Source organism: Halorubrum sp. CGM5_25_10-8B (genome assembly GCF_005435095.1).
Lineage (GTDB): Archaea > Halobacteriota > Halobacteria > Halobacteriales > Haloferacaceae > Halorubrum > Halorubrum ezzemoulense.
The window spans coordinates 37,363-55,127 of the sequence record NZ_SGTY01000003.1 but is presented as its reverse complement, the minus strand read 5'-3'; the positions used below and the strand labels follow the sequence as shown (position 1 = coordinate 55,127).

Sequence of the window (17,765 nt, the reverse complement as noted above, 5' to 3'; positions counted from 1 at the left end):
ATCAGCTGTACTTCTCGAATCCCATGTCTCGGGCGACCTCGCGGAAGCACTGCCGGCAGAGGTTGATGTCGTACTTGCCGACGAGTCCCTGCTCGCGGTCGCACCGCCGGCACGTGTGCCGGGAGTCGGTGCGCTTCGCGGCGTGCTCGCCCGTGTCGTTGTTCGCTTCGCTCATTCGGTTACCTCGACGTCGAAGTTCGTTTCGAGGAACGCGGCCGCGTCCTCGGCTGTCATCCGGTGGCGGGAGGGAATGGTCCCCGTCGCCTTGTCGCGTTTCGAGACGCGGTAGCCGGGACGGACGATCGTCGTCGTCACGTCGAGGCCGTAGATCCCGATGTTGGGGTCGTACTCCTGGCTCGGAAAGTCGGTGTGGTCCTCGACCCCGAAGCTGAGGTTACCCGTGTCGTCGAACTGGCTCCGCGAGACATCGACGAGATCGAGCGCGGTCTCGAGGAACGCGTGCGCGTCCTCGCCCCGCAGCGTCACCTTGACGCCGATCGGGTCGCCCTTGCGGATCCCGAACTCGGCGATGGTGCGCTTCGAGGTGGTCCGGACCGACTGCTGGCCCGTGATCTCCTCGATGATCTCCTCGGCGTCCGCGAGCGGCTCACCGCCCTGCCCGACGCCCATGTGGACGACAACCTTCTCGAGGGACGGCTCGCGCATCTCGTGGTCGGCGCTCTCGGCTTCACTCATCCGCATCACCCTCGTCGTCGGTGAAGTTCTCGTCGATGACGACGACGTACTCCTCGACCGTCTCGTAGCCGCCGTCCTCGCTGGCGACGGTCACGGTGTTGTCGCCGGAGCCGAGGGTCACGTCGATGTCCTCGATCTCGCCGATCTGGCCGGCGTGCTGGCCGGCGACGGCGGTCACCAAGGCGCCCTCCTCGTACTCGAAGTGGGCGACGATCTCCTTCGTCTCGTTGTCGACGACGATCGAGTCGTTCGTCTCGTAGTCCGCGTCGTCGTCGACGCGGACGTTCGTCCCGTCGTGGAGCGTCAGCTGCGTGACGCCGCCGGGGACGACGGTCTTGTTCGTGATCTTCCCGAGCCGGCTGCCCGCGGCGTCCTCGTCGACGGGAGTCAGCGCGAGCCGACCGCCCTCGTCGGGGAAGACGCGGAAGTACTCCCCGCGCTCGGGGAACGCCAGGATGTCGAACATCCCGATCGGACGCTGTTCGTCCGAGACGGCGTCCCCGTTGACGAGGATCGAGTCGTTGTTCAGCGCGTAGCGCGCCTCCTTCGTCGAGTCGACGTAGCCGAGCACGTCCCGCAGCAGGACGACGAGCGGAACGCCCGCCTCGCCGTGCGGGCCCGCGCCCGCCTTCACGGTGAACGTGTTCGTCTTGCGCTCGACCGGCCAGGAGTTCGGTACTGACAGTCGCTTCTGGTGTCGCGTCATTCGTTATCCTCCTGGAGCCGCGCCTCGCGGCGCTCGTCCTCGAGGTCCAGCTCGGTCACCCGGACGTTGCTCGCCGGAATCGGGCGGGGAACCTCCTCCCCGTCCGCCTTCTCGACGGTGACGTCCTCGACCGTGATCCGCTCGGCGGACAGGTCGACGGAGACGACCTCCGCCTCCGTGCCGGCCGCGTCGCCGCGAAGCACCTCGACGGTGTCGCCGGCGTTGACGCGGACGTTGCGCTGTCCGTACTCCTCGCGGAGCTCGTCGGTGAGGGTGGCCCGGACCTGATTCTGCCGCTCGTGGAGCGGCGCGGTCTCCGACCGTTTTCGTTGTTTGCGTGGCTGTTTCGTCATAGTTAGACGATCATCGTCGCGGTCGAGGCGATGCTCCCGAACCGTTCGGCGACCTCGCGGGCGACGGGGCCTTTGATCTCCGTGCCCCGCGGCTCCTCGAGGTCGTCGATGATGACGGCCGCGTTGTCCTCGAACTTCACGCGCGTGCCGTCCGGACGGCGGATCGGCTTGCGCTGGCGGACGACGACCGCCTCCAGCACCTGCCGCCGCATCTCCGGGGTCCCTTTGGTGACCGAGACGGTCACCTTGTCGCCGATCCCCGCCTTCGGGTGGCGGTTCTTCGTGCCGGAGTAGCCCGACACGGAGATGACCTTCAGCTCACGGGCGCCGGTGTTGTCGGCGCACGTGATCAGCGAGCCCTTCGAGAGCCCCTGCGTGACGTCGGCCTTGAGCGCCTCCATCACTGATCACCCGAGCGGATCTCGACGACGACGTGGGACTTCGTCTTCGAGAGCGGTCGCGTCTCCGCGATCGTCACTTCGTCACCGACTTCGAGCGAGTCGAGCACGCCCGGCACGTGGGCCGGGATGCGCGAGCGACGCTTCATGTACCGATCGTATTTCGGTACGAACACGTCGTACTCTCGCTCGACGATGACGGTCTTTTCCATATCCGTCGACACGACCGTTCCCTCGCGGGTCTGGCCGCGGACGGAGAGCTGCCCGTAGAACGGGCATTTCTCGTAGTCGTAATCCTCCGGGTTGTCTGGCTCCGGAGGCGTGGGTACGTCGATTCCTATCGCCATTGTGTGGCACCTCGTTCGGTGCGTTCGGCGGGCCGATATCGCAACCGATCGCCATCCACCGTCGCGTAGACCGCGTCTTTGCACTCGCCTCGGCGGCTCGCCGGACCCGCGCCGTCACCGTCGACGACGCTTGCGGATCCGGACGGGCCAGACTGACGGGGGCGGACCCCCGTAGTATCCGACCCGAGTTGGGACGCGGACCCCGGCGACTGTCCGTCGCCGGCGGCTTCATCTGTGCGAGCGGTCGGCGTCTCGGCGACGCCGAACTCGAACGTCGCGCCCGACTTGGGCACGCGTTTGTCCCCCGACGCCGTTCGGACCACGAGGGTACCGAACGTCTCGTCGAGCACGCGACCGGCGATACCCACGTGGGCGTCGCTGTCGGCGTCGGCCACCCGAACCGGGAGGCCGACGAGCTCGTGCCGAACGAGTGTGTCGGGGGAGATCATCTTACGCTTCGTCCTCGTCGAAGTCGCCTTCTTCCGCCTGGATCGTCTTGATCCGGGCGATCGTCTTCTTGAGCTCGTTGACGCGGCCCGGGCTCTCCGGCATGCCGCCGGCCGCCCGCTGCGCCTTCGAGTTGAGCAGCTCGGTCTCGAGCTCCTCGAGTTCGACCTGGCGCTCCGCCGCGGTCATGTCGCGGATCTCGTCGGTGTAGAGGATCGCCATTATTCGTCCTCCTCCTCCTCGTCGGCCGCCTCCATCTCCGCGACGAGGTCGGCCGCCTCGGACTCGATCTCTTCGTCCAGTTCGTCGAGCTCGTCGGCGTCCGCGTCGCCGACCGGCTCCTCCGCGGCGACGTCGGTCGCCTCGGTGGCCGTGTCCTGCGTCTCCTCGACGACCTCCTCGACGACCTCCTCGTCGATGACATCCGCGGGGTCCTCGTCGGGGACATCGACATCCTCGTCGGCGCCCACGTCGGGAACCTCCTCCGGATCCTCTTCGAGCAGCGCCTCGACGCCCTCGTCGTCGCCGGCGCCGGCGGCCGCCTGCTCGACCTCGGGGACCTCGGCGTCCTCGCGGATCTGGAAGTCGTCCGGGAGCGTCGCCCCCGGCGGAATGATCTTCACGTTGACGCCGATCGTCCCGAGCTTCATGACGGCGACGCCCTGGCCGTGGTCGACGACCTCCTCGGCGGGTTCGCCGTTGTGCTTGATGTAGCCGCGGTTGAACTTCTCGACGCGCGAGCGCGCGCCGGTGACCTTGCCGGACAGGACGATCTCGGCGCCCAGCGCGCCCGCGTCCATGATGCGGTCGATCGTCGTGTGACCGGCCTTCCGGAAGTACCAGCCGCGTTCGAGGGCGTTCGCCAGACGGTCCGCGACGATCTGTGCGTTCAGGTCGGGCTCGTCGACCTCCTGAACGTCGATCTGCGGGTCGTCCATGTCGAAGCGGTCCTCGAGCTCGGTGGTGATCTTGCGGATGTTCTTCCCGCCCTTCCCGATCACCATCCCGGGCTTTTCGGCCTTCAGGACGATCTGCGTGCCCATCGGCGTCTGGGCGACGTCCATCCCGCCGTAGCCGGCGCGGCCGAGCTCGTCCGCGAAGAACTCGTTGATCTGGGAACGGCGCAGGCCGTCCTCGATGAATTGGTGTTCGTCAGCCATTAGTTGTCAGCCTCCGGCTCCTCGATGATCAGTTCGACGTCCGCGAGCGTGGTGTTCCACTCGGTCGCGCCCGCGGCGCGGGGGTTCCGACCGGGTCGCTCGCCGACCTTGTGAGGGGCGACGTGTTTGATGACCATCGCCTCGCCGTCGAACCCCTGCTCGTCGGCGTTGTTCTTGACGTTCTCCAAGAGCTTGAGGAAGTCCTTGGCGGCCTTCTCGGGGTACCGTCCCGCGTCCCAGCCGTCGATGTCGGAGCGGTGGCCCGCGCCGGCGTTGTGCTGGCGCATCGGCACCGAAGTCTCCTCGTCGATGACCTCCTGGAGGAACTCCTCCGCGTCGGCGACCGTCTCGCCTTTGATCTCTCGGGAGATCTCCTTGCTGTCCTTCACGCTGATGGGCCGGTCGCGGAGCATCCCCTTGGCGGTGGTCTCCGGGTCGGCCTCGACGCTGTAGTTGATTCCCATGGGTTACTTGAGGGGCACGAACTTCGAGGACCGGGTCGCGCCGATGCCGGCCTGACCGTGTTCGACGGTGCTTCGCGTGAGGTGGAACTCACCGAGGTAGTGCCCGATCATCTCGGGCTCAACCTGAACGCGCTCGAAGCTGTGGCCGTTGTACACGGCGAAGGTGACGCCGACGAACTCCGGCAGGATCGGCATGTCGCGCAGGTGCGTCCGGATCGGGTCGTCCGCCGTCGTCTCCTTGTCGCGGCTCCGGACCGTCTCCAGCAGCTTCTGCTGTTCGGTGCCGAGTCCGCGAACGATGCTTCGCCGCTGGCGTGCGGGGAGCAGTTCCGCGACCTCGTCTACGTCCATCTCCTGCAGCTCGTCGAGCGAGTGACCGCGGTAGGCGAACTCCTCGCCCTCGCGGCCGGTTCGGTAGTCTGAACTCATTTGTTGCCACCTCGTCCGGTGCGCTTGGATGCGATGTCACCGACCTTGCGTCCCGGCGGGGCGTCCCGCGAGACGGACTTCGGCTGGCCGGGGTGTTGGCGACCACCGCCACCGAAGGGGTGGTCGACGGCGTTCATCGCGACGCCGCGGACGCGCGGGTATTTCGTGCCGCGCGCCTTCATCTTGTGGTGTTTGTTGCCGGCCTTGACGAAGGGTTTCTCCGTCCGGCCGCCCCCCGCGACCACGCCGATCGTGGCGCGGCACTGCGGGTCGAGTCGCTTCACTTCGCCGCTGGGGAGCTGGACGACCGCGACGTCGCGGTCGTGGGTGAGGAGTGTCGCCGACACGCCGGAGGCGCGCGCGAACTTCCCGCCGTCCCCGCGGTTGCTCTCGACGTTACACACCGGGACGCCCTCGGGGATCTCCGCCAGCGGGAGCGTGTTGCCCGGCTTGATCTCGGCCGAGACGCCGACCTGAATCGTCTCGCCCACGCGCACGCCTTCCGGCGCGAGTACGAGCCGACGGTCGTCGTCCTCGAACTCGACCTCCGCGAGGGGGGCCGAGCGGGCCGGGTCGTGTTCGATCCCGACGATCTCGCCGGTGACCGTGTCCACGTCTTCGAGCTTCTTGTGCGACAGTTCCGCCTTGTAACGGTGGGAGGGGGCCCGGAACGTCGGGCCGCCGCGTCCGCGCCGTTGTCCTTGGATTCGTCGTCCCATCTCAGAACACCCCGATACGCGAGGCGATTTCGGTCGCGTCGTCGTCCGCGGACAGGGTGACGACCGCCTTCTTCTCGCCCTGCGGCGTCACCTGCGTGTTCACGTTGACGACGCCCACGTCGTAGCGCTCGGCGACCTCGGACTCGATCTCCGGTTTGGTCGCGTCCACGTCGACGAGGAACAGCAGCTTGTTGTTGAAGTCCATCTCGTTCATCGCCTGCTCGGTGACGATCGGATGCTCGATGATCGAGTTCATCGGTCGGCCACCTCCGAGACGGCGCTCTCGGTCCACAGCGTGAGTCGGCCCGGGTGCGCGCCGGGCGCGAGGTCCTCCGCGTTGACCTCGCGAGCGGTCGCGACGTCGACGCCCGCGAGGTTGCGGGCGGCGCGGGACGGCTCCTCGCTGGTGACGACGAGGACGGACTTGGGCTGGCGGTACTTGCGGCCGCGGGCCTTGCCCTGTCCGGCGCGGACGGAGCGACCCTCCTCGGCGCGCTCGATGTCGGCGTCGGCGCCGACGGCTTCGAGCACGCCAAGGGCGTCCTGCGTCTTCTCGAGGTCCTCGAACTCGTCGCTCACGACGAGCGGGAGGTCGAGGTCCTCGTCGAACGCGTGGCCGCGCTCGGCGACGAGCTCGGCGTCGGTCGTGGCCGCGATGGCCGACCGGATCGCGAGCTGTCGCTCCTTGTCGTTCAGTTGCTTCGACTGGTCCTTCTCGGCCTTCGGCGGGTGCGCGGCGCGCCCCGACACGGCGTGCGGGACGCGACGGGCGACGTTCTCGGAACGTGGCACGTGCGCGAGCCCGCGGCCGGAGCCGAACGATTCGGCGGGCGTCCGCAGCCCGGCGAACTCGTCGGCCCCGTAGGCCTGCTTCCGGTTGGCCTGAGCGGCGTCGACCGCGCGACCGATGAGGTCCGGTCGGAACGCGGTCTCGAAGACGGCCGGCAGCTCGACGCTGCCCGCCTCCTCGCCGTCCAGGTCGTGTACTGTTGCGTTCATTGGTTATCCCTGGTTGGATTCGGTGGAAACGTACCGGACCTCGGGGTCGAGGCGCGGCTGGTCGTTCGGCCGGATGGCCGGGCGGAACCGCAGCAGGCGCTGGTCCGGACCGGGCAGCGAGCCCTTGATGAGCGCGTACTCACCGTCGACCTCGCCGTAGTTGACGAAGCCGCCGTCGACGGAGGCGTCGTCGCCCTCGCCGAAGTCGATGAGGCGCTTGTTGAGCTCGGTGCGCTGGTGATAGCCGGTCTGCCCCTGCTGGGGGACGGTGGAGCGGACGCGGGAGGGGTTCCACGGACCGAGGTTGCCGATCCGACGCCGCCATCCCTGGCGGGCGTGTTTGCCCTTCCGCTTCTGAACGCCCCAGCGTTTGACGGGACCCTGCGTCCCCTTCCCCTTCGTGATGCCGGAGACGTCGGTGTACTGGCCCGCGCGGAAGACGTCGCCGAACTCGTGGGCGCCGCCCTCCGCGACGAGGTCCAGCGCGAAGTCGGCGCGCTCCTCAAGGGAGCCGCCGCCGACGCGCGTCTCCATGATGTCGGGCTTCTTCTTCGGGACGTTCGAGAGCTCCGAGGGCGCCGTGTGCGTGATGACGCGCACGTCGTCGACGACGTCGTCGTCGAGCAGCGCGCGGAGCTCGTCGGCATCTGCCTCGAAGGTGTCTTCCGCCGGGAGGTCGAGCGCGCGGTCGAGTTCCTCGTGGAACTCGGTCGCCCAGACCTCTTCGACCGGCTTCTGTCCGTACGGCGTGTTCTCGTAGGCGCGCACGGCGACGGCGTGCATCTGCGGCGTCTCGACGACGGTGACGGGGACGGCCTCTTCCATCCCTTCACGCGGCGAGTTCGCCTCGTCGTTGACCATCATGACGTGGGTCATCCCGGCCTTGTAGCCGGCGAATCCCTGCAGCGCAGGGGCCCCGTCGTCTTCTGGCCACGAACGGATGCGCGGCACCTCGCTGTCTGCGCGGGTGCGCGGGCCGTAGCCCAGCGAGCCTTTTCGTGGTCGGCTTGGTTGTGGCATGTGTTTACTCCGTGAGTGTGAGCGAGCCGAGGGTCGCGAACAGAGCCTCCTCCGTCCGGACGACCTCGCTCGCCTGTGCCGGGATCGTGTTCAGCCAGAGGTCGAACCCCGGATCGGGTTCGACCGAGCGGCCGTCGGCGACGGCCGCCCGAATGCGGTCGGGCGAAAGCCCGAGCATCTCCGGAAGCCCCCGCTCGGGCGCGCCGAAGGCGACGGTGTAACCGCCGGCCTCGCGGGCGTCCGAGACGAGGTCGCCGAGCCGCGAGACGGAGAGTTCCGCTCCGTGTCGCGACGTCGCGACGGCCAGTCCGTCGCCGGCGAGCGCTTCCGACAGGTCCGCGGCCGCGACCTGGAAGCCGACCTCCGGCTTCCCGGTGATGCGGGCGCGGACCGGTTCTCTCGAAGAGACCCTGATGGTGACGCGCTCCCCCCGCTCGACCTCCATTCCGGAGGGGACGAGCAGGGAGATCGGGTGTTCCCGCAGCGGGGAATTGACCCGGACGCGGCCTTCAGGTCCGACCTCGGTCACGAGTCCCTGTGTTTTCGACTCTTCCCCGCTAGGGGTCGAGCCGGTCCGCCACGGCACGCGGAGCGGGGGAAGCACACCGACGTACCGGAGTTCGTCGCGCTGCCCCCAGAGGTCCTTTCGGAGCTCCGGCGGCGTCGCGGCGTACCCCAGCACGGTGCGGACGTACTCCCCGCCCCGTCGCCCGTCGCCTTCCCGGTCGGGGAAGACCACGAGCCGATCCGCCCGGAACACCGCCGCCGCACGGGCGACGTAGCCGAGTTTGCGAGTCGCCTCGCGGTCGTCCTCGGCTTCCCGGACGAGCGAAGACGGAACACAGATCGTGAGTCCGTCTTCGGTACGCATCGTGGCGAGACTGTAACCTTCGATTCCGGACGGCACGGTAAAAGGATAGCGGTCCCGATATCCGGCTGTGCCGCGTTCACACGGGGTCTGCGTGGGGATTCCGCCCGCGAATCCGAGCCAACTCGTCACACGGATCCGCGTCGCCGCGGAGGCGACCCCTCACGTCGGAACGACCCGCGCCACCGGCGCGTCGTCGTCATCGACCGCGACGTAGAGGTTCCCCGTGTCCGGTTCGACCGCGACCGCGCGCATGCGCCACCCGCGGTCGGCGAGCAGGGGCTCGCGCTCGGTCACGGTCGCGTCGAGGCCGTCGCCGTCGACCGTGAACCGCCCGAGGTACCGCGCCGCGAGCGTGCCCGCGAACAGGTCGCCCCGCCACTCGGGGAACGCGTCGCCGTCGTAGAAGACCGCGCCGCTCGGCGGGAAGCCGCCGGACCCGCACGGCCAGTGGTGGACCGGCGCGATCACGCCGTCGCGGTCCTCGTGGCCCGGCGCGAAGGGGTCGTCGGTCCCGTAGCGGCACGCCTCGCTGGCGACCGGCCAGCCGTAGTCGCCGCCGCGCTCGATCACGTTGATCTCGTCGCCGTCCTCCTCGCCGTGCTCGCACTGCCAGATCCGGCCCGTCTCGGACCGCACCGCCATCGCCTGCGGGTTCCGGTGCCCGTAGCTGTACAGCGCGTCGGCCGCGTCCGGGTCGTCGACGAACGGGTTGTCAGGGTGGGCGTCGCCGTCCGGGGTCAGCCGCAGCGTCGCGCCCAGCTCGTTCGAACGGTCCTGCGAGACGTGGTCGGGTCCGAAGTCCGTGTCGCGCCGGTCGCCGACCGTGACGAACAGCGACCCCTCGGGGCCGAACGTCGCCCGGGAGCCGAAGTGGTTCGCGCCGTCGCGGAACGGCTCGGCGACCCGGATTGGCTCGAACTCGTCGAGCACCGGCGCGTCGCCGCCGTCGAGCGAGAGCCGTCCGGTCCCGACGTGCGTCGTCGCCTCGCCCGCGTCGTTCGCCGCCGCGTACGTGAGGTAGACGCGCGGGTCGACCGGGTAGTCCGGGTGGACCGCAACGTCGAGCAGGCCGCCCTGCCCCTCCGCGAACACTTCTGGCGCGCCCGCGACCGCCTCGACGGCCCCGTCCGCGGGGTCGACAAGCGAGAGCCGTCCCGGTCGCTCTGTGACCAGCAGGCGACCGTCGTCGGGTAGGAAGGCGAGCGCCCATGGGTTCTCGAACCCCTCCGCGACGGTCTCGACGTCGTACGCGACGCCCGCGCCGTCGTCCGGCGGGGCGTCGCCGCCGTCGTCGCCGGAGCCTCCGGCCTCGTCGCCGCCGGGAGAGCCGCCGCCCCCGAGACAGCCGGCGACGGCGGGAAACGCGGCGATGCCGGCGAGCCCGGCGGTCGCGCGGAGGACGGTGCGTCGGTCGGCGCGGTCGGGCAGGTCGGTCATCGTTCGGGTACGGATCCGTGTGGGGGCGCGGCACCGATGACCCTTCCGCCGACCGTCGTTCGGAACCCTTATATCTCCGACCCGGACTACGATCGGATGCGAAGCACGCACCGGTAGTGTAGTGGTATCACGCAACCTTGCCATGGTTGCAACCCGAGTTCAAATCTCGGCCGGTGCACTCCCTGCGGTCGTGCCCCGACCTGACTCCTGCTCGCTCTGCTCGCGGGAGTCTCGGCCGATGCATTTTCCGACTGACTGCGCCAGTCAGCGTCCGCTTCACTCCGCTCAGCGGACTTGCGAACGAAGTGAGCAGAATGACCGAGAGAGACTTGAGCGCTATCAGTCGCGCGCAGCGAACGGCGAGCGGAGCGAGCCGTGAGCGGGCACGTCTGATTCTGAGTTCGAATCTCGGCCGGTGTACTCCCTGCGGTCATGTACCGGCCTGACTTCCGCTCGCTTCGCTCACGACTCCCTCGCGCGTGCTGCTCGGCCGCGTGGCGGCCTCGCAGGCACGCGCCGCCGCACGAGATTCCCCGACCGGTAGTTTCAATCGGTGATCCGGCGAACTCCCCTCGCGTGACCGTACCAACGAAGACGCTCCCGGGCGGCGCGGAGCTGCCGGCGCTCGGGCTGGGCACGTACGACCTCGACGACGACGAGACGGCCGACAGCGTTCGGGCGGCGCTCGACGCCGATTACGCGCACATCGACACCGCGGAGGGGTACCGCAACGAGGCGGTCATCGGGGAGGCGCTCGCGGCGAGCGACGTCGACCGCGACGACGTCTTCCTCACCTCGAAGGTGCTCGCGAAGAACCTCAACTACGAGTCGGTGATCGAATCGTGCGAGGCGTCACTCGACCGGCTCGGCACCGACTACCTCGACTTGTACCTGATCCACTGGCCGAACCCCGCCATCTCTCTGCGCGAGACGCTCCAGGCGATGGCGGAGCTGCGCGAGCGGGGGCTCGTCCGCGATATCGGCGTCTCGAACTTCAGCGCGTACCAGCTCAGCTGCGCGCACCACATTTCCGACGTGCCGATCGCGGTCAACCAGATCGAGTTTCACCCGTGGTTCCAGCGGCCCGACCTCGTCGACTACTGCCGCGAGACCGACACCGTGATCGAGGCCGCGGCCCCGCTCGCGCGGACCGACGTGTTCGGCGACGAGGTCGTCGCCGAGCTGGCGGAGCAGTACGACAAGCACCCGGCGCAGGTGATCATCCGGTGGGCGATCGACCGCGGCGTCGTCCCGCTACCGCGCTCGTCGACCCCGGAGCACGTCCGGGCCAACGCCGACCTCGACTGGGAGCTCGACGAGGCCGATCGGCGACGGCTCGACGGGCGCGACCGCGACGCCCCGGTGTACGACACCCCGGCCCGCGACTGGACGAGCGACGTGTACGGGATCGAACAGTAGTGGGCTCGCAGCCGCGGTCGCGGCTCAGTCTCCGAGTTCGACCGGCCGCCCGGTCTCGGCCGACTCGTAGACGCCGGCGAGCGCGCGCATGTCCGTGAGCGCGTGCTCGCCGTCGGGGTGGAACGGTTCGTCGGCCAGCAGCTGGTGACCGAAATAGGCGAACTCCTCTTCGATCTGGTGGACCTGCTCGAAGTCGACATCGACCCGCGTCCCGCCGCGAACCACGGCGAATCCGCGGTCCTCGCGCTCGTAGAACGCCGGGTCGAGGACGAGTCTGGCGTCCGTCCCGGTGACCTCCAGCCGGCTCGCGTGCTGGGCGTTCTGGCTCACCGTACAGAACGCGTCGACGTCGTCCGGGAACTCGAGTCGGAACGAGGCGTGCTCGTCCACGTCGGCGAACGCCTCGTGCTCCCACCGGGTCCGGCCGGACACCCGGACCGGGTCCTCGCCGAGTGCGAACCGCGTCGTGTTGAGCGGGTAGACGCCCAGATCCATCACCGCGCAGCCGCCCGACAGCGAGGGGTCGAGCCGCCACTGGTCCGTGTCGCTTCCGAGTTCGCCGAGCATCGTCTGCGACATCGTCGCGTGGACGTGGATCACCTCGCCGGCGACGCCCGCGTCGAGGAGGTCGCGGAGCCGCCGGACGGCGGGGTCGGTCTGCATCCGGTAGCCGACCATCAGGGGCGCCCCGGCGTCGCGGCAGGCCGCCACCAGCTTCCGCGCGCGCTCCGGCGTCACCTCCAGCGGCTTCTCGCAGAGGACCGCCTTCCCCTGCTGTGCGGCGGCCTCGACGTACTCCAGGTGGGTCGCGTTCGGCGTCGCGACGTAGACGGCGTCGTACGCGTCCGCGGCGGCCCCCGATCGCAGTTCCTCGGGCGTGAGGCCCGTCAGGTCGCGCTGGGCGGCGACCGCTTCGACCGCCGCGGGGTCGACATCGCTGACGACGGTGGCCTCGGTGTACGCCGACCGCGCGATGCCGGGCAGCGCCCACTCCCGGGCGAACCAGCCGAGGCCGACGACCGCGACCCTGACCGGGTCGGCGACGGCGGCCGGGTCGAGCGTCTCCCAGTCGCGGCGCGTGAACTCGTCGAGGTACTCCGCGAAGGCGGCGTCCATGTCGCCCCCTCCGCGCGGGGGCGTCAAATAACCACGGCGACGCCGACGCGTGACGCGACCGAGCGAGTCACGGACCGCGCCGCCGTCGCGCTCGTCCGCGCCGCGCTCACCACGGCCCGTCGTAGTTCACCCGCGGCCGGTCCACGTCGATCCCGATCTCGCGGAGCGTCTCGGCCGCGCGCCGGACCGGCGCCGGGTCGGCGCGGTCGAGGGGATCGTCGGTCGCCTCGGCGAACCGGACCGTCCAGTCCCCGTCGATCACGACCGTCGCGCGCCGCGGGATGCCCGAATGCCCCTCCCACGAGTCGGCGAGCAGGTCGTACGACTCGGCGACGCCGCCGTGGAAGTCGGCGACGACCGGGAAGGGGAGTCCGAACCGGTCGGCGTACGCGAACGCCGCGTACAGCGAGTCGCCCGTGAGCGCAACGACGGCGAGGCCGTCGCGGTCGTACCAGCCGGCGTCGCGGACCGCGGCGAGCGCCGCGGTACAGGGCGGCACGAACGTCGCGGGCGCGAGACAGAGAGCGACGGCGTCGTGCGCCTCGACCAACCGGAACAGCGCCAGTTCGGTTGCGGTGCGCTCCGCGTCGCCGTCCGGAGCCCCGCCGACCGCGGGCGCGGCGAAGTCGGGGGCGGTGTCGCCGACGGTGACCATGCGTCCACGAGGCCCGCGGCCGATAAATAGCCACCCGAGGCGGGGGCGGCGACCGCGACCGGGCCCGCGGAGCGGCCTGACGCGTGCGAACAGCCGGCTCGGGGGGTGTTTTAGCTGTGGGGCCCGGAGGGCGGTCGTGATCGGAGCCCACGCCGAGACGGCGCTCGCCCTCGTCGGCACCTACGGCGCCGTCGCGGTCTTCGTCGTCTTCGCGCTCGAAGGCGCCCTCGTCGGGAAGGTGCTGCCAGCGCGGACGCTCTTTGTCGCAGCGGTGGTCGCCGCGGGGGTCGACGCTGTGGCGGTCGTCCCGGTGTTCGCGGCGGCCGTCGTCGGGGCGACGACCGGCCAGTCGCTGCTCTTCGTCGCCGTCCGTCGGTTCGACCTGGATCCGACGGCGTCGAGGGCCGTCCCGATCGACGCGGGGCGACTGGACGGCGCGACGCGCTGGCTCGACCGGTGGGGGCTCCCGGCGGTCGCCGCCTCGAACGCCGTCCCCGGGACGCGCGGGTGGCTCGCGGTGCCCAGCGCGAGCGCGTCGTCGGTGTCCGCGCCGCGGTTCGCCGCCGCGTCGCTGCTCGGGTCGGCCGCCTACGCCGGCGCGCTCCTGGGAATCGGGCTGGCCGTCGCGCTCGGCGTCGAGAGCGCAGTCGGGCTGTTCGGCGGCGACCTCGTCGCGGCGCTGTAGCCCGGCTCCGCCCGTTTCGTCCGGTCAGAGGATCGTCCCGTGCTTCTTGTCCGGCAGGTCCTTCTGAACGTCCTCGTAGAAGTCGAACCGCGCGGCGAGCTCGGCGCGGAGGTCCGAGGGCGGCACGATTTCGTCGATGACGACCTCGCTCGCCATGCGGTGGACGTCGATCCCCTCGCGGTACTCCTCGCGGAGGCGCTCCTCCTCGGCGGCGCGCTCCTCGGGGTCGTCGATCTCGGCGAGCTTCCGGGCGTAGACCGCGTTGATCGCGGCCTCGGGGCCCATGATGCCGATCTCGCCGGAGGGGAGGCCGATGACGCTCTCGGGGTCGTAGGCCGGCCCGCCCATCGCGTAGATGCCCGCGCCGTACGCCTTCCGCACGACGACGGTCTGTTTCGGCACCGTCGCCGAGGAGGTGGCGTAGATCATCTTCTTCCCCTTCTCTAAGATGGCGTCCTTCTCCACCTGCGAGCCGGCCATGAAGCCGGGCGTGTCACAGAGGTACAGCAGGGGGATCTCGTAGGCGTCGCAGGTCCAGATGAACTCCGCGGCCTTCTCCGCGGCGTCCGGGAAGATCGCGCCCGACCGCTCCGTCGGCTGGTTGGCGACGACGCCGACCGGCCGCCCGTCGATCCGGCAGAACGCCGTGACGATCTCCGGACCGTACCCCTCCTTCAGCTCGAACACCGACTCGGCGTCGGCGATCCGGTCGATCAGGTCGTGGGCGTCGTACGGGCGGTTCGGCGACTCGGGGATCAGCTCGTCGATCCCGTCGGGCGAGAGCTTCGGCGGCTTCGTCTCGCGCCGCGGGGGCTTCTCGCCGGCCCGGTCGGGGAGGTAGCCGATCAGGTCGGCGACCAGCTCGCGGGCGTGCTCCTCGTCGCGCGCGACGAGGTCCGCGGAGCCGGACTCCTCGGCGTGGACGCGGGGCCCGCCGAGATCGTCCAGATCGATTTCCTCGCCGGTGACCATCTCCACCATTCGCGGGGAGGCGATCGCCATCGCGGACATGTCCTCCACCATCACAGTGAAGTCCGCGAAGACGGGCGTGTAGGCGGCCCCGGCGATACAGGGGCCGTAGAGAACGCAGATCTGCGGCACCGCGCCGGAGAGCATCGAGTGGTTGTAGTAGTACTTCCCGATCCCCTCGCGGTTGGCGAAGAAGCCGGTCTGCTGGTCGATCCGACCGCCGGAGGAGTCCATCAGGTAGAGCACCGGGTTCCCCGTCTTCAGCGCCCGCTGTTGCATCCGAAGGAACTTCTCGACGCCCTTCGACGCCATCGACCCCGCCTTCACGGTGAAGTCGTTGGCCATGAAGTGGACGTCGCGCCCCTCGAACTCGGCCGCGCCCGTCAGCAGGCCGTCGCCCGGGAGGCGGTCGCCGCCGCGCTCGTTCCCCGCTTCGTCCTCGCCGGCGGGCGCGTCGGGGTGCCAGTCGTCGAACGCGGCGAACTTCCCGTCCTCGAACTTCACCCCCGCGGGGTCGCCGTCCGCGGCGCCGGCGTCGCCGGTCCCGCGGGTCCCGCCCTCGCCGCCGAACCAGAGGTCGAGGCGGTCGCGGACGAACAGCTTCCCCTGCTCCGAGAGCCGGTCGCGGTACTTCTTCGGGCCGCCCTCGCGGATGTCGGCTATCTCGGCGCGGAGGTCGCGCTCGCGGTCGGTCGGTCCGAGGTCGTCGTCGAGCGGGTAGCTCGGCTCGGACGGCTCGGCGCTGGCGACCGGCGTCTCCTCGCCCTCGACGTGGACGTCGACGTCGACGCCGAGGTGTTCGGCGAGCGACTTCGCGATCGCCGCAGCCTCCTCGGGCGTCGCCGCCGCGCCGACATGGACTTTCATGGACGCAAGATTTGCGGTAGATCCTAAACAGTTTTCCATGCGGGATTCGGCGGGCCCGCGTCGGCCGGCGGCCCGGGGCGGCGCGCCGCTCGTCCGGAGCGGTACCCCGCTGCTACTCCGCGTCGACGGCGGCTTCCAGCCGCTCGATCAGCGCCTCGTTGCCCACGTAAACCGGCGTGCGCTGGTGAACCGCCTCGGGCTCCACGTCGAGGATCGAGCCGGTTCCGTCCGAGGACGCGCCGCCCGCGCGCTCGACGATGTAGGCGATCGGGTTCGCCTCGAACTGTAGCCGGAGCTTCCCCTCGGACGCGCTCCGGAGGGCGGGGTAGGCGAACACGCCGCCGTAGGTGAGCACCTGGTTCACGTCGCCGACCATCGCGCCGCCGTACCGGAGCTTCAGCTCGTCTTCGATCGATCGGGCGTACGCGCGGAAGTCCGCGGGCCAGTCGGGCACCCGACCGCCGAACCCGTAGACGGTCGGGGTCGCCGGCAGCGAGAGGTCGGCCTCGACGACGGACCTCTCGACGCCGTCGCCGTCGGCGGTGACCACTTCCTCGCGGACGCCCGTCTCGTCGGCGACGACCATCGTCGTGATCGGGCCGTAGAGGACGTAGCCGGCGGCGACGAGGTCGCGGCCGCTCGCGGGCAGCGGCGCGTCGTACACGCCGACGACGGTGCCCATCGCGTTGTTCGACCGGAGGTTCGAGGAGCCGTCGAGGGGGTCGATCGCGACGGCGAGCGCGTCGCCCGCGCCGCTCCCGACGGCGCCGCCCGCGTCGACCGCCGATTCACGCTCCTCGCTGACGAACGAGCCGACGCCGTCGACCGCGGTTATCGCGTCGCCGAGGAGCTCGTCGGCGTACAGGTCGCCCGCGAGCACCGACTCGCCGGATTCGTTCTCCGTCCCGCTCTCGACGCGGCGGCCGGGGAGCGCGGCGCGGATCTCGGGGGCCGTCGCCGCGACCGCGTCGAACACCGCGTCGACGGTCGAGTCCGGTGAGGACATCAGTCGTCGCTCTCGGCGACGGCCAGCGCCTCGGCCGGGTCGGACTCTTGGAAGATCACGGCCTCCAAGGCGTCGAGGATGCGCTCGGGCTCGTCGCGCTGGAAGACGTTTCGGCCGACGGCGATGCCGGTGGCCCCCGCGTCGATGGCGTTCGAGACGTTCCGGAGGAACGCCTCGTCGTCGCGCATCGTCCCGCCGGACATGACGACGTCGGCGGGGCCGGCCATCTCGACGGCGTCGCCCATCGCCTCGGCGGAGCCGGGGTACTTCACCTTCACCACGTCGGCGCCGAGCTCCAGGCCGAGCCGCGCGCCGTACGAGATGACGTCCGGGCTCGCGTCGTTGCGGAGCCCCTGCCCGCGCGGGTACGACCACATGACGACGGCCATGTCGTGTTCGCGGGCGCCCTCCTGCGCGTCGCGGAATTCCTCGGCCATCTCTACCTCGTGGTTCGACCCGCCGTAGACCGTGAACCCGACCGCGTCGGCCCCCAGTTCGGCCGCGTACTCGGCCGTACAGTTGACGGCGCTGTTCGGCTCTCCCCGCCAGAGGTTGGAGGTCCCGTTGAGCTTCAACAGGAGGTTGACCTCGTCCTCGTAGTCGGGGTAGTACGCCTCGGCGAGCCCCTTCTGGACGGCGAGCGAGGTGACCGCCTCGTGGGTGGCGAGCTCGAAGATCCGTTCCGGGTCCGCCGTGTCCGGGTTCGGCTCGAAGTCGACCGGCCCGTGTTCGAGCCCGTGGTCGTACGCGAGAATGAGCGACTTACCGTCGCGCGAAATGTCGTCGGCGGCGTGAGGAAGCATCAGTTCGTAGTTCCGTTACATACGTAAAAAGGGCTGTGGTGAAGCCGGCGGACGTAAAGAAACTTAGCGGCCGATTGAGCGGCGCCTCGGGTCGATTTTGCGCGATCGGCTTCGAAACGCGTTACTACTCGAATTGTTAATTTCTTCGGTGCGAACGCGTTCGGGCCCGGCTTTCGCAATACTTACCAGCCGCGGCGCG

The 17,765-nt window shown here is 70.0% G+C and carries 24 protein-coding genes and 1 tRNA gene; 3 read left to right on the top strand and 22 right to left on the bottom strand.

The features are described 5' to 3' along the window. Nucleotide 1: 1 nt before the first annotated feature. The 17 genes from EXE51_RS03385 to EXE51_RS03305 form a co-directional block, all read right to left on the bottom strand. A complete protein-coding gene (locus EXE51_RS03385; RefSeq protein WP_004597423.1) occupies nucleotides 2–175 on the bottom strand; it encodes a 30S ribosomal protein S14 in 174 nt (57 codons plus the stop codon). Continuing rightward, complete coding sequence (locus EXE51_RS03380; RefSeq protein WP_049930678.1) at nucleotides 172–696, bottom strand: 50S ribosomal protein L5; 525 nt, start codon at nucleotides 694–696, stop codon at nucleotides 172–174. The genes EXE51_RS03385 and EXE51_RS03380 overlap by 4 nt, the downstream gene beginning before the upstream one ends. Further along, nucleotides 689–1,402 carry a 30S ribosomal protein S4e gene (locus EXE51_RS03375; protein ID WP_049930192.1) on the bottom strand — a complete coding sequence of 238 codons (714 nt, stop codon included), beginning with the start codon at nucleotides 1,400–1,402 and terminating at the stop codon, nucleotides 689–691. Before EXE51_RS03375 ends, EXE51_RS03380 begins: the two co-directional genes overlap by 8 nt. After that, nucleotides 1,399–1,755 (bottom strand): 50S ribosomal protein L24, encoded by a 357-nt coding sequence (gene rplX, locus EXE51_RS03370; protein ID WP_049930190.1) that lies wholly within the window; start codon nucleotides 1,753–1,755, stop codon nucleotides 1,399–1,401. The genes EXE51_RS03375 and rplX overlap by 4 nt, the downstream gene beginning before the upstream one ends. 2 nt (nucleotides 1,756–1,757) lie before the next feature. Beyond that, nucleotides 1,758–2,156, bottom strand: a complete 399-nt coding sequence (locus tag EXE51_RS03365) for a 50S ribosomal protein L14 (protein ID WP_004597429.1) — start codon at nucleotides 2,154–2,156, stop codon at nucleotides 1,758–1,760. Beyond that, on the bottom strand, nucleotides 2,156–2,500 hold the full coding sequence (locus tag EXE51_RS03360; protein WP_006114464.1) for a 30S ribosomal protein S17: 345 nt from the start codon (nucleotides 2,498–2,500) through the stop codon (nucleotides 2,156–2,158). The genes EXE51_RS03365 and EXE51_RS03360 overlap by 1 nt, the downstream gene beginning before the upstream one ends. Beyond that, entirely contained in the window at nucleotides 2,491–2,949 is a 459-nt protein-coding gene (locus EXE51_RS03355) for a ribonuclease P protein component 1 (protein ID WP_086216132.1), read from the bottom strand. Before EXE51_RS03355 ends, EXE51_RS03360 begins: the two co-directional genes overlap by 10 nt. A gap of 1 nt (nucleotide 2,950) precedes the next feature. Beyond that, on the bottom strand, nucleotides 2,951–3,169 hold the full coding sequence (gene rpmC / locus EXE51_RS03350) for a 50S ribosomal protein L29 (RefSeq protein ID WP_006114466.1): 219 nt from the start codon (nucleotides 3,167–3,169) through the stop codon (nucleotides 2,951–2,953). Then, on the bottom strand, nucleotides 3,169–4,107 hold the full coding sequence (locus EXE51_RS03345) for a 30S ribosomal protein S3 (protein WP_049930186.1): 939 nt from the start codon (nucleotides 4,105–4,107) through the stop codon (nucleotides 3,169–3,171). Before EXE51_RS03345 ends, rpmC begins: the two co-directional genes overlap by 1 nt. After that, entirely contained in the window at nucleotides 4,107–4,571 is a 465-nt protein-coding gene (locus tag EXE51_RS03340; RefSeq protein WP_006114468.1) for a 50S ribosomal protein L22, read from the bottom strand. Before EXE51_RS03340 ends, EXE51_RS03345 begins: the two co-directional genes overlap by 1 nt. Before the next feature lie 3 nt (nucleotides 4,572–4,574). Further along, on the bottom strand, nucleotides 4,575–5,000 hold the full coding sequence (locus EXE51_RS03335; protein ID WP_049930185.1) for a 30S ribosomal protein S19: 426 nt from the start codon (nucleotides 4,998–5,000) through the stop codon (nucleotides 4,575–4,577). After that, nucleotides 4,997–5,719 (bottom strand): 50S ribosomal protein L2, encoded by a 723-nt coding sequence (locus EXE51_RS03330; protein ID WP_049930183.1) that lies wholly within the window; start codon nucleotides 5,717–5,719, stop codon nucleotides 4,997–4,999. The genes EXE51_RS03335 and EXE51_RS03330 overlap by 4 nt, the downstream gene beginning before the upstream one ends. A 1-nt stretch (nucleotide 5,720) precedes the next feature. Then, nucleotides 5,721–5,975, bottom strand: a complete 255-nt coding sequence (locus tag EXE51_RS03325; protein WP_049930182.1) for a 50S ribosomal protein L23 — start codon at nucleotides 5,973–5,975, stop codon at nucleotides 5,721–5,723. Further along, entirely contained in the window at nucleotides 5,972–6,718 is a 747-nt protein-coding gene (gene rpl4p, locus EXE51_RS03320; RefSeq protein WP_086216128.1) for a 50S ribosomal protein L4, read from the bottom strand. Before rpl4p ends, EXE51_RS03325 begins: the two co-directional genes overlap by 4 nt. Before the next feature lie 3 nt (nucleotides 6,719–6,721). Further along, complete coding sequence (locus tag EXE51_RS03315) at nucleotides 6,722–7,738, bottom strand: 50S ribosomal protein L3 (protein ID WP_089308359.1); 1,017 nt, start codon at nucleotides 7,736–7,738, stop codon at nucleotides 6,722–6,724. Between the two features lie 4 nt (nucleotides 7,739–7,742). Beyond that, on the bottom strand, nucleotides 7,743–8,609 hold the full coding sequence (locus tag EXE51_RS03310; protein WP_086216126.1) for a putative RNA uridine N3 methyltransferase: 867 nt from the start codon (nucleotides 8,607–8,609) through the stop codon (nucleotides 7,743–7,745). A 159-nt stretch (nucleotides 8,610–8,768) separates the two neighbouring features. Continuing rightward, the gene (locus EXE51_RS03305; protein WP_137692034.1) at nucleotides 8,769–10,046 is read right to left on the bottom strand and encodes a PQQ-dependent sugar dehydrogenase; all 1,278 of its coding nucleotides are present in this window, start codon (nucleotides 10,044–10,046) and stop codon (nucleotides 8,769–8,771) included. A gap of 107 nt (nucleotides 10,047–10,153) precedes the next feature. Between EXE51_RS03305 and EXE51_RS03300 the strand changes: the two genes are divergently transcribed. Together EXE51_RS03300 and EXE51_RS03295 are read left to right on the top strand one after the other, a co-directional pair. Beyond that, nucleotides 10,154–10,224: transfer RNA gene (locus EXE51_RS03300), tRNA-Gly, on the top strand. A gap of 398 nt (nucleotides 10,225–10,622) precedes the next feature. Next, nucleotides 10,623–11,465 (top strand): aldo/keto reductase, encoded by an 843-nt coding sequence (locus EXE51_RS03295; protein ID WP_137692033.1) that lies wholly within the window; start codon nucleotides 10,623–10,625, stop codon nucleotides 11,463–11,465. A 24-nt stretch (nucleotides 11,466–11,489) separates the two neighbouring features. Here EXE51_RS03295 and gfo6 read toward each other — a convergent pair whose 3' ends face one another. Both gfo6 and EXE51_RS03285 read right to left on the bottom strand, forming a co-directional pair. Beyond that, a complete protein-coding gene (gene gfo6 / locus EXE51_RS03290) occupies nucleotides 11,490–12,581 on the bottom strand; it encodes a D-xylose 1-dehydrogenase Gfo6 (RefSeq protein WP_094592843.1) in 1,092 nt (363 codons plus the stop codon). Between the two features lie 106 nt (nucleotides 12,582–12,687). Continuing rightward, the gene (locus EXE51_RS03285; protein ID WP_094521454.1) at nucleotides 12,688–13,236 is read right to left on the bottom strand and encodes a redoxin domain-containing protein; all 549 of its coding nucleotides are present in this window, start codon (nucleotides 13,234–13,236) and stop codon (nucleotides 12,688–12,690) included. A gap of 136 nt (nucleotides 13,237–13,372) precedes the next feature. Between EXE51_RS03285 and EXE51_RS03280 the strand changes: the two genes are divergently transcribed. Next, the gene (locus EXE51_RS03280) at nucleotides 13,373–13,921 is read left to right on the top strand and encodes a VTT domain-containing protein (protein WP_137692032.1); all 549 of its coding nucleotides are present in this window, start codon (nucleotides 13,373–13,375) and stop codon (nucleotides 13,919–13,921) included. 24 nt (nucleotides 13,922–13,945) lie between these two features. On the opposite strand, the gene EXE51_RS03275 is transcribed toward EXE51_RS03280, so the two are convergent. The 3 genes from EXE51_RS03275 to EXE51_RS03265 all read right to left on the bottom strand — a co-directional run bounded on the left by EXE51_RS03275 (nucleotide 13,946) and on the right by EXE51_RS03265 (nucleotide 17,566). Further along, nucleotides 13,946–15,757 carry an acyl-CoA carboxylase subunit beta gene (locus EXE51_RS03275; protein ID WP_137692031.1) on the bottom strand — a complete coding sequence of 604 codons (1,812 nt, stop codon included), beginning with the start codon at nucleotides 15,755–15,757 and terminating at the stop codon, nucleotides 13,946–13,948. 112 nt (nucleotides 15,758–15,869) lie between these two features. Continuing rightward, the gene (locus tag EXE51_RS03270) at nucleotides 15,870–16,763 is read right to left on the bottom strand and encodes a class 1 fructose-bisphosphatase (protein ID WP_049930165.1); all 894 of its coding nucleotides are present in this window, start codon (nucleotides 16,761–16,763) and stop codon (nucleotides 15,870–15,872) included. Then, nucleotides 16,763–17,566, bottom strand: a complete 804-nt coding sequence (locus EXE51_RS03265) for a class I fructose-bisphosphate aldolase (RefSeq protein ID WP_086219875.1) — start codon at nucleotides 17,564–17,566, stop codon at nucleotides 16,763–16,765. Before EXE51_RS03265 ends, EXE51_RS03270 begins: the two co-directional genes overlap by 1 nt. Nucleotides 17,567–17,765 lie beyond the last annotated feature (199 nt).

Excerpts from the sequence above, each read along its gene's own strand:
- EXE51_RS03385 (WP_004597423.1), bottom strand. The coding sequence starts at position 175 with ATGAGCGAAGCGAACAACGACACGGGCGAGCACGCCGCGAAGCGCACC.
- EXE51_RS03380 (WP_049930678.1), bottom strand. The coding sequence starts at position 696 with ATGAGTGAAGCCGAGAGCGCCGACCACGAGATGCGCGAGCCGTCCCTC.
- EXE51_RS03375 (WP_049930192.1), bottom strand. The coding sequence starts at position 1,402 with ATGACGCGACACCAGAAGCGACTGTCAGTACCGAACTCCTGGCCGGTC.
- rplX (WP_049930190.1), bottom strand. The coding sequence starts at position 1,755 with ATGACGAAACAGCCACGCAAACAACGAAAACGGTCGGAGACCGCGCCG.
- EXE51_RS03365 (WP_004597429.1), bottom strand. The coding sequence starts at position 2,156 with ATGGAGGCGCTCAAGGCCGACGTCACGCAGGGGCTCTCGAAGGGCTCG.
- EXE51_RS03360 (WP_006114464.1), bottom strand. The coding sequence starts at position 2,500 with ATGGCGATAGGAATCGACGTACCCACGCCTCCGGAGCCAGACAACCCG.
- EXE51_RS03355 (WP_086216132.1), bottom strand. The coding sequence starts at position 2,949 with ATGATCTCCCCCGACACACTCGTTCGGCACGAGCTCGTCGGCCTCCCG.
- rpmC (WP_006114466.1), bottom strand. The coding sequence starts at position 3,169 with ATGGCGATCCTCTACACCGACGAGATCCGCGACATGACCGCGGCGGAG.
- EXE51_RS03345 (WP_049930186.1), bottom strand. The coding sequence starts at position 4,107 with ATGGCTGACGAACACCAATTCATCGAGGACGGCCTGCGCCGTTCCCAG.
- EXE51_RS03340 (WP_006114468.1), bottom strand. The coding sequence starts at position 4,571 with ATGGGAATCAACTACAGCGTCGAGGCCGACCCGGAGACCACCGCCAAG.
- EXE51_RS03335 (WP_049930185.1), bottom strand. The coding sequence starts at position 5,000 with ATGAGTTCAGACTACCGAACCGGCCGCGAGGGCGAGGAGTTCGCCTAC.
- EXE51_RS03330 (WP_049930183.1), bottom strand. The coding sequence starts at position 5,719 with ATGGGACGACGAATCCAAGGACAACGGCGCGGACGCGGCGGCCCGACG.
- EXE51_RS03325 (WP_049930182.1), bottom strand. The coding sequence starts at position 5,975 with ATGAACTCGATCATCGAGCATCCGATCGTCACCGAGCAGGCGATGAAC.
- rpl4p (WP_086216128.1), bottom strand. The coding sequence starts at position 6,718 with ATGAACGCAACAGTACACGACCTGGACGGCGAGGAGGCGGGCAGCGTC.
- EXE51_RS03315 (WP_089308359.1), bottom strand. The coding sequence starts at position 7,738 with ATGCCACAACCAAGCCGACCACGAAAAGGCTCGCTGGGCTACGGCCCG.
- EXE51_RS03310 (WP_086216126.1), bottom strand. The coding sequence starts at position 8,609 with ATGCGTACCGAAGACGGACTCACGATCTGTGTTCCGTCTTCGCTCGTC.
- EXE51_RS03305 (WP_137692034.1), bottom strand. The coding sequence starts at position 10,046 with ATGACCGACCTGCCCGACCGCGCCGACCGACGCACCGTCCTCCGCGCG.
- gfo6 (WP_094592843.1), bottom strand. The coding sequence starts at position 12,581 with ATGGACGCCGCCTTCGCGGAGTACCTCGACGAGTTCACGCGCCGCGAC.
- EXE51_RS03285 (WP_094521454.1), bottom strand. The coding sequence starts at position 13,236 with ATGGTCACCGTCGGCGACACCGCCCCCGACTTCGCCGCGCCCGCGGTC.
- EXE51_RS03275 (WP_137692031.1), bottom strand. The coding sequence starts at position 15,757 with ATGAAAGTCCATGTCGGCGCGGCGGCGACGCCCGAGGAGGCTGCGGCG.
- EXE51_RS03270 (WP_049930165.1), bottom strand. The coding sequence starts at position 16,763 with ATGTCCTCACCGGACTCGACCGTCGACGCGGTGTTCGACGCGGTCGCG.
- EXE51_RS03265 (WP_086219875.1), bottom strand. The coding sequence starts at position 17,566 with ATGCTTCCTCACGCCGCCGACGACATTTCGCGCGACGGTAAGTCGCTC.